The organism is Cereibacter johrii, assembly GCF_001720585.1.
GTDB classification, from domain to species: domain Bacteria; phylum Pseudomonadota; class Alphaproteobacteria; order Rhodobacterales; family Rhodobacteraceae; genus Cereibacter_A; species Cereibacter_A johrii.
Genome location: NZ_MABH01000173.1, coordinates 1 through 8,093, shown reverse-complemented (window position 1 = coordinate 8,093; position 8,093 = coordinate 1). Strand labels below are relative to the sequence as shown.

Here is an 8,093-nt window from a genome sequence, read left to right as displayed (position 1 = left end):
AGCCGCCCCGGAGGCGCGGCCACCACCCTCAGCCGCTCGCGCAGGAGGCGCGGATCGGCCGGGGTGCCGACGCGGGGGCCGCCGCCCGCCATCGGGTCAGGCCTCCAGCGGGGCGATGCTGTCGGAGGTGCAGACGCTCATGCATTGCGGCATGTCGAATTCGCCCTCGCATTCGGTGCAGACCTCGGACTTGATGAAATAGATGCCCTTGCGCGGCACGATCGCATGGGTGGGGCAGACGGGCTCGCAGTCGCCGCAGGCGGTGCAGAGATCGGCAGAGATGGTCATGGACATGGGACGTTCCTTTCTGGGGTGGGAGAAGCCTGTCTTGGACGCGCCCGGCCTCAGCCGGGGCGCACCTTGACCGCGCCGCTCAGCACACGGCACTGGCAGGCGAGGCGGTCGTCCTTGCCGGCCATGTTTTCCGAGAGCACGCGGAGCTCGAGCGCCGAAGGGTCCGAAAGATGCTCGCTCCCCTCGAGGATGTGGGTGACGCAGGTGCCGCATTCGCCCTCGCGGCAGCCGTAGGTGATGCCGGAGCCGACCTTCTCGGACATCTCGATGATGCGGCTGCCGGGCGGCACATTGACCGTGATGGCGACATCGGTGAACGTGAGGGTGGCCTTTTCCATCGCGGGTCCTTTCGTGTCGGGGCTCGTGTCAGCGGGAGGCCAGATCGGCCAGATCGACCTCGCGCGGCGGGGCGCGGCCGGTGAGATGGGCGGCGAGGCGGCGGCCGAAGGCGCGCGCCTCCTCGAGATCCTCTTCGGCGGGGTTGAGCTTCACCTTCAGCCCCGGCTCGGGCAGGCGCATCTTCAACCCCTGAAGCCGCGCCTCGACCTGACGGACCGCCTCGCCCGACCAGCCGTAGGAGCCGAAGGCCGCCCCGAGCTTGCCGCGGGTCTCGATGTCCACGAGCATGGCCAGAAGCTCCCAGATCGCGCGGACCGCATCGCCGTTGATGGTGGGGGTGCCGAGCGCGATCCCGTCCACCTCCTCGATCAGGTCGAGGAAGGGATGAAGCTCGCCCCCCTCCAGATCGAAGAGCGAGACGCGGACGCCCGGCTCTCCGGCCGCGCCGTCCCGGATCGCCTGCGCGAGACGCGCCGTCGCGCCATGGGCCGAGATATAGAGGATGGCCAGCGTCCGGTCGGGGCCGGGGGCCGAGCGGGGCCCGGCGAGCCTGCGATACCGGCCCAGATAGCCGCGCGGATCGGTGCGCAGCACGGGCCCGTGCGAGGGCGCGATGACGGAGAGTTCGAGCGGCTCGATCAGGTCGAGCGCCTGGGTGACGAAGCTGCGGAAGGGCCGCATCAGCCGGTCGAAGTAATGATCCATGGCGAAGCGGAAATCGCCCACCCGGTCGTCGAAGAGCCGCTCGTCGCAATAGTGGCTGCCGAGGAGATCGCAGGTGAAGAGGATCCCCTCCTCGACGAGATAGCTGCATTGCGTGTCGGGCCAGTGGACGTTGGGCGTCGTCAAAAAGCGCAGCCGCCGCCCGCCCAGATCCGCTTCGGCGCCGGTGGTGACGGGCAGGATGCGGGCCGCCTCGAAGGCGTCGCGGAGGAGCGCCCGCAGGATCGGCAGGCCGCGGGGCGAGAGGCGGATCTCGGCCTGCGGCGCCCGGCGCAGCAGCTCGGGCAAAGCGCCGGAATGGTCGGGCTCGAGATGGTTGAGCACGATCTGCGTGATCTCGTCGTAGCGGGCCACGGCTTCGAGGCGCGCGAAGAAGGCCTCGGCATGATCCGCATGCACCGTGTCGATCACCGCCACGCCCGCCGAGCCGCGGACCGCATAGGCATTGTAGCTCGTGCCGTTGGCGGTCTTCATCAGCGTGTCGAAGCTGCGCAGGCCCGGGTCGAAGGCGCCGATCCAGTGCACGCCGGGCACGATCTCGACCGGCCCTCCGGAGGGAAGGGGCGGCACGGAGGCAGGGCGAGCGGCGGCGGCGGTCAAGGGACGCTCCTTCGGCTGGCATCTGGAGGGAAGGAAGCAGGCGGCGTGCCAAGCGCGGGGCGCGGCGTGGAACCTTCCCCGCGCCGGCCGGGCTGACGGGGGAGCGGGTCTCGTCCCGCCAGCGCCGCAGCGCATGAGGGCCCTGCGCCCTTGCCCCCGGACCGGCCCGCGAAGCGGGGAGAGGGCCGCACGGCAACGTTCGGAAAGGCCATCTTTCGCGCGCCGATTGTCCGAAACGGGAGGAACCCCGACAGACCTGTCGGGAACGCGACATCACGCGCCCGTGTAAAGCGCGGCCCGCGGGGCCGGGGCCCCTCCTCCAACGGTCGCGGGGGCGCGTGGCGCGGACGGGCGCGGGGCGCCCCCTTCCGCCGCTTGGCACGGCGGCTGCTTCTTCCGGTTCGTGACAGACGTGCGACAGCGCCGCTCCCCTCCCGCGATCCCCGCGGCGGCGGGCGTCAGACGGGACAGGCCATGGGCGATTTCTTCTTCATCCTGCTCAGCACCGCGCTCGTGAACAACGTGGTTCTGGTCAAGTTTCTGGGGCTCTGTCCCTTCATGGGCGTGTCGCGCAAGACCGACGCGGCCATCGGCATGGGGCTCGCCACCACCTTCGTGCTGACCCTCGCCGCGGGCGCGAGCTCGATGGTCGAGGCGCTGATCCTCGAACCGCTCGATCTCACCTTCCTGCGCATCCTGAGCCTCATCCTCGTGATCGCGGCCATCGTGCAGTTCATCGAGGTGGTGATGCGCAAGCTGGCGCCGGGGCTGCACAAGGCGCTCGGGATCTACCTGCCGCTCATCACGACGAACTGCGCCGTCCTCGGCGTCGCGCTCCTGAACATCCAGGAGGGGCACGGGCTTGCCTCGAGCCTGCTCTACGGCTTCGGCTCGGCCTCGGGCTTCACCCTCGTCCTCGTGATCTTCGCCGGCATGCGCGAGCGTCTGGCGCAGCTGTCGGTGCCCGGACCCTTCGCGGGCGCTCCCATCGCCTTCATCTCCGCAGGTCTCCTGTCGATGGCCTTCATGGGCTTCGCGGGACTTGCGCCGAACTGACCCGGACCGGAGCCCTGCCATGATCGAAGCCGCCGTCTCCATGTCTGCCCTGGGCCTCGGGCTGGGCCTCCTGCTCGGGGTGGCCGCCCGCAGGTTCCACGTCGAGAGCCCGCCCATCGTCGATGCGATCGAAGGCATCCTGCCCGGCACCAACTGCGGCGCCTGCGGCTATCCCGGCTGCCGCGGCCTCGCCGAAGCCATGTCGGAGGGCGCGGCCCCCGTCACCGCCTGCGCGCCGGGGGGGCGCGACGTGGCGCTGGCGCTGGCGGCCATCGTCGACACCGACGGCGGCGGCGGAGGGGCGGTCTCGGGCATGGCCGAGGCGGAGCCCACCGTGGCCTTCATCTTCGAGGACCATTGCACGGGCTGCATGCGCTGCTTCAAGCGCTGCCCCACCGACGCGATCATCGGTGCGAACAGGCAGATCCACACCGTCGTCACCGACGCCTGCATCGGCTGCAACGCCTGTATCGAGGCCTGCCCGACCGAGGCCATCGTGGCGCGCGTGAAGCCGAAGACCCTCAAGAGCTGGTATTGGGACAAGCCCCGCACGGCCTTCGAGGCCCGGGGCGCGGAGGTTGCGGCATGAGCTTTCCCCATTTCGCGGCCCTCTTCCGGCCCTCGCAGTTCTTCGGCATCCGCGGCGGCGTCCATCCCGAGACGCGCAAGCATCTGAGCTCGGAAAGCCCCATCGAGGACATGCCGATCCCCACGCTGCTCCGCGTGCCGCTCCAGCAGCATATCGGCGCCGAGGCCGAGCCGCTGGTCAGGCGCGACGATCTGGTGGTGAAGGGCCAGCTGATCGGGCGCGCCCGCGGGCCCGTCTCGGCCAACATCCATGCGCCGACCTCGGGGCGGGTGATCGCGGTGGGCCATTTCGCGGCCCCCCATCCCTCGGGGCTGCCGATCCCCACCATCACCATCCGCACCGACGGGCAGGACAGCTGGGGGCCCCGGCTGGGCCGCCTCCGGCCCGAGAATGCCACCCCCGAGGAGATCGCGGCCAAGGTGGCCGAGGCGGGGATCGTGGGCATGGGGGGCGCCACCTTCCCCTCGGCGGTGAAGCTGAACCTGCGGGCGAAATATGACCTCCATACGCTCGTCATCAACGGGGCGGAATGCGAGCCCTACCTCACCTGCGACGACCGGCTGATGCGCGAGCGGGCCGAGGAGATCGCCGACGGGGTGGGGATCATGGCCCGGGCTCTGGGCGTGGCGCAGATCGTCGTGGCCATCGAGTCGAACAAGGCCGAGGCCATCTCGGCCATGCAGCGCTTCGACCGCGCGCTCGACATCCCGCTCCGGGTGCAGGTGGTGCCGACCCAGTATCCGATGGGCTCGGAGAAGCATCTGGTGAAGATCCTGACCGGGCGCGAGACGCCGGCGCGGGCGCTGACCGCCGATCTGGGCGTCGTCGTCCACAATGCAGCCACCGCCCATGCCGTCCATCTCGCGGTGCGCTACGGCGAGCCGCTCCTGTCGCGCGTGGTCACGGTCTCGGGCCGGGCGGTGCGGCGGCCCGCCAATGTGCGCGTCCTGATCGGCACGCCCGTGTCGGAGGTCATCGCCCATTGCGACGGCTATGCCGAAGAGCCCGACCGGCTGCTTCTCGGCGGGCCGATGATGGGCCAGCCGATCCAGAACCCGCGCGTGCCGGTGGTGAAGGGCACGAGCGGCATCCTCGCCCTGACGCGCGCCGAGACCCCCGGCCTCGACACCATGCCCTGCATCCGCTGCGGGCGCTGCGCGCAGGCCTGCCCCGTGGGCCTCACGCCCTTCGAGCTCAATGCCCGCATCCAGTCCGAGGATCTCGAGGGGGCGGGGCGGATCGGGCTTCTCGACTGCATCACCTGCGGCTGCTGCTCCTTCACCTGCCCCTCGAACATCCCGCTCGTGCAGACGATCCATTACGCCAAGGGCAAGCTCGCGGAGGCCGAGGGGCGCAGGCACCAGCAGGAAGAGACGAAGCGCCTCGCCGCCGCGCGGAAGGCCCGCGAAGAGGCCGCGGCCGAGGCCAAGCGGCAGATGATGGCCAAGCGCAAGGCCGAGATGGAGGCCAGGAAGCAGCGCGAGGCCGCCGCGCCGCCGCCGCCGCCGCCCGCTCAGGCGATGGCCCAGCCCGGAGGTGCCGCGCAATGACCGCCCCGCTCATCATCTCGGGTCCGCACACCCACACGCTCTTCACCGTCTCGCGCACCATGCTGACGGTGAGCGCGGCGCTCGCGCCCGCCACGCTCTTCGGCCTGTGGATGTTCGGCTGGCCCGCGATCTTCCTCTTCCTCGTGACGGTGGCCTCGGCCTGGCTCTTCGAGGTGGCCTGCCTCCGGGTCGCGGGCAAGCCCGTGGCGCGGTTCGCGGGCGACGGCTCGGCCATCCTGACGGGCTGGCTCGTGGCCATGACGCTGCCGCCCTACGCGCCCTGGTGGCTCGGGGGGACGGGCTCGGCCATCGCCATCGTGATCGCGAAACATCTCTTCGGCGGGTTGGGCCAGAACCTCTTCAATCCGGCCATGGTCGCCCGCGCCATGCTGCTCATCGCGCTGCCCGTCCACATGACGACCTGGGTCGCGCCGGTGGGTCTGCCCGAGGGGCCGGGCTTTCTCGACGGGCTCGCCATCACCTTCGCGGGCTCGCAGGAGTTCGACGCCGTCTCGAGCGCCTCGACGCTGAGCCACATCAAGAGCCAGATCGGCGCAGGCGCCACCATGTCCGAGATCGCGCCGGATCTGGCGGGTCTCGAGGCGCGGCTGATCGGCCTCGTGCCGGGCAGCCTCGGCGAGACCAGCACGATCCTGCTCCTCCTCGGGGGCATCGCGCTGATGGCGCTGCGCATCGTCACGCCCGTGATCCCGCTCTCGGTCCTGGGCACGCTGGCCGGGCTCTCGGCGCTGGCCTCGACGCTCGCCCCCGACAGGTTTGCGCCGCCGCTCCTGCATCTGACCTCGGGCTCGACGATGCTCTGCGCCTTCTTCATCGCGACCGACTATGTGACCTCGCCGGTCACCGCGATGGGCAAGTTCGTCTATGGCGTGGCGATCGGCGCGCTCGTCTTCGTGATCCGCACCTGGGGCTCGTTCCCCGAGGGCGTGGCCTTCGCGGTGCTGCTGATGAATGCCTGCACGCCGCTGATCGAAACCTATGTGCGCCCCCGCGTCTTCGGCCGCACCCGGACGGGCAAGCCCCTGCCGGTCAAGGCCCGGGCGCCGCGCGGAGGGAAGAGATGACCGACGACACCGCCGCTCCGCCGCCCCCGGGCCCCGCCCGCGACTGGAAGAGCTCGCCCCTCGTCTCGGGGCTGCTCCTCGGCCTCTTCTCGCTCGTCTCGGCGCTGATGCTGGCGCTGGCCAGCGACGCCACCCGCGGCCCCATCGCCGCCCGCTCGGCCGAGGATCTGCTGGCCTCGCTCGCGCAGGTGCTGCCCGAAACCCTGCACGACAACGATCCCACCGCCGATATCCGCACCCTCGCGGACGCGGACGAAGGGGCGGTGCGGGTCTATGTGGCCGCCAGGGGCGGGGCGGTGACGGCCGTCACCTTCGAGCTCACGGGCTACGGCTACGGCGGCGCGATCCGCGTCCTGATGGCGGTGGCCGCCGACGGCACGATCCTCGGCGCGCGCGTGCTCTCGCATACCGAGACGCCGGGCCTCGGCGACAAGATCGAGATCGGCAAGGACGACTGGATCGAGGACTTCGCCGGCCGCTCGCTGGCCGATCCCGGGCCCGCCGGCTGGAAGGTGCGCCGCGACGGCGGCATCTTCGACCAGTTCTCGGGCGCGACCATCACGCCCCGCGCGGTGGTGGGCACGATTCACCGCGGCCTCACCCTGTTCGACCGTCACCGCGCGGAGCTGCTAGCCCCGCTCCCGCCCCGCTCCTGAGGGAGGAGGAACCCCATGTCCACGGATTTCGGCAAGATCGCCCGCGACGGGCTCTGGGACAAGAACATCGTGGTGGGCCAGATGCTGGCGCTCTGTCCCACGCTCGCCATCACCGGGACGGCCACCAACGGGCTCGGCATGGGTCTGGCCACCACCGCCGTCCTCATCCTGTCTAACGCGGCCATCTCGGCCCTGCGCCCTGCCATCACGCCCGAGATCCGCATCCCGGCCTTCGTCCTCGTGATCGCGGCCATCGTGACGGTGGTCGATCTCGCGCTGAACGCCTGGGTCCACGACCTGCACAAGGTTCTGGGCCTCTTCATCGCGCTGATCGTCACGAACTGCGCCATCCTCGGGCGCGCCGAGGCCTTCGCCTCGCGCCACGGCATCCTGGCCTCGGCCTTCGACGGGCTGACCATGGGGGTGGGCTTCACGCTGGCGCTGGTCCTCGTGGGGGCGGTGCGCGAGCTGGTGGGCTCGGGCACGCTCTTCGCGCAGGCCTCGGTGCTGCTCGGGCCGCATTTCGCCTTCATGGAGCTCACGATCCTGCCCGACTATCCGGGCTTCCTGATCGCCATCCTGCCGCCGGGCGGCTTCATCCTGCTCGGGGTCATCCTCGCGCTGAAGTCGATCGTCGACAGCCGCAAGAAGAGCCTCGAGCAGGAGATCCGGGATCTGCGCGTCGAGCGCGTGTTCACCGCGGCCGGCGTGCTGACGCCGCGGCTGCAAGAGGCGGGGGACGACGCATGATCGTGGGAGTGGCCTATGCCAAGCCGACCGTGCAGGTCTGGAAGCATGTGGACGTGCCCGAGGGCACCAGTGCGCGCGAGGCGATCGAGCGGTCGGGGCTTCTGGCCCAGTTCCCCGAGATCGACCTCGCGGTGAACAAGGTGGGGATCTTCGGGGCGATCTGCCCGCTCGACCGGACGCTGGCCGAGGGCGACCGCGTCGAGATCTACCGCCCGATCCATCCCGAAGCCGAGCTCTTGGAAAAGAAACGCTGATCCCGGGCGTTCCGGCCGCAGGCCGGGCCCGGTCCCGCTAGGAGACCTGACGATGCAGAGCCTGAGCCGCCGCCATTTCACCCTGGGCCTTGCCGCCGCCGCCGCCGGTTTCGCGGCGGGAGGCGCCGCCCTTGCGCTCCGTCCGGGCCAGCGCGTCCTCGTCGTGGGCGGCGGTCCCGCCGGGGCCGAGGCGGCGC

10 protein-coding genes are annotated in these 8,093 nt (G+C 70.9%); 7 read left to right on the top strand and 3 right to left on the bottom strand.

The genetic code is table 11. The features are described from left to right. Positions 1–96 precede the first annotated feature (96 nt). The 3 genes from A9O63_RS16395 to A9O63_RS16385 are packed head-to-tail and all read right to left on the bottom strand — an operon-like array spanning position 97 to position 1,956. Positions 97–294, bottom strand: a complete 198-nt coding sequence (locus A9O63_RS16395; protein ID WP_009561380.1) for a 4Fe-4S binding protein — start codon at positions 292–294, stop codon at positions 97–99. Positions 295–344: 50 nt separating this feature from the next. Continuing rightward, positions 345–632, bottom strand: coding sequence for a ferredoxin FdxC (gene fdxC, locus A9O63_RS16390; protein WP_009561381.1), 288 nt, complete (start codon positions 630–632; stop codon positions 345–347). A gap of 28 nt (positions 633–660) precedes the next feature. Continuing rightward, on the bottom strand, positions 661–1,956 hold the full coding sequence (locus tag A9O63_RS16385) for an FprA family A-type flavoprotein (RefSeq protein WP_069332898.1): 1,296 nt from the start codon (positions 1,954–1,956) through the stop codon (positions 661–663). A gap of 474 nt (positions 1,957–2,430) precedes the next feature. Between A9O63_RS16385 and rsxA the strand changes: the two genes are divergently transcribed. Genes rsxA through A9O63_RS16350 form a run of 7 tightly spaced genes read left to right on the top strand, consistent with a single transcriptional unit; the run spans position 2,431 to position 7,896 of the window. After that, the gene (gene rsxA / locus A9O63_RS16380) at positions 2,431–3,012 is read left to right on the top strand and encodes an electron transport complex subunit RsxA (protein WP_069332897.1); all 582 of its coding nucleotides are present in this window, start codon (positions 2,431–2,433) and stop codon (positions 3,010–3,012) included. Positions 3,013–3,031: 19 nt separating this feature from the next. Further along, positions 3,032–3,601 (top strand): RnfABCDGE type electron transport complex subunit B, encoded by a 570-nt coding sequence (locus tag A9O63_RS16375; protein ID WP_069332896.1) that lies wholly within the window; start codon positions 3,032–3,034, stop codon positions 3,599–3,601. Next, positions 3,598–5,151: an electron transport complex subunit RsxC gene (rsxC, locus tag A9O63_RS16370; RefSeq protein ID WP_069332895.1), complete on the top strand. Its 1,554-nt coding sequence runs from the start codon at positions 3,598–3,600 to the stop codon at positions 5,149–5,151. The genes A9O63_RS16375 and rsxC overlap by 4 nt, the downstream gene beginning before the upstream one ends. Beyond that, on the top strand, positions 5,148–6,236 hold the full coding sequence (locus tag A9O63_RS16365) for an RnfABCDGE type electron transport complex subunit D (RefSeq protein WP_069332894.1): 1,089 nt from the start codon (positions 5,148–5,150) through the stop codon (positions 6,234–6,236). The genes rsxC and A9O63_RS16365 overlap by 4 nt, the downstream gene beginning before the upstream one ends. Continuing rightward, positions 6,233–6,892 (top strand): RnfABCDGE type electron transport complex subunit G, encoded by a 660-nt coding sequence (locus A9O63_RS16360; RefSeq protein WP_069332893.1) that lies wholly within the window; start codon positions 6,233–6,235, stop codon positions 6,890–6,892. Before A9O63_RS16365 ends, A9O63_RS16360 begins: the two co-directional genes overlap by 4 nt. Before the next feature lie 15 nt (positions 6,893–6,907). Further along, a complete protein-coding gene (locus A9O63_RS16355) occupies positions 6,908–7,642 on the top strand; it encodes an electron transport complex subunit E (RefSeq protein ID WP_069332892.1) in 735 nt (244 codons plus the stop codon). Continuing rightward, positions 7,639–7,896: an RnfH family protein gene (locus A9O63_RS16350; protein WP_002723777.1), complete on the top strand. Its 258-nt coding sequence runs from the start codon at positions 7,639–7,641 to the stop codon at positions 7,894–7,896. The genes A9O63_RS16355 and A9O63_RS16350 overlap by 4 nt, the downstream gene beginning before the upstream one ends. The last annotated feature ends 197 nt before the right edge of the window (positions 7,897–8,093 follow it).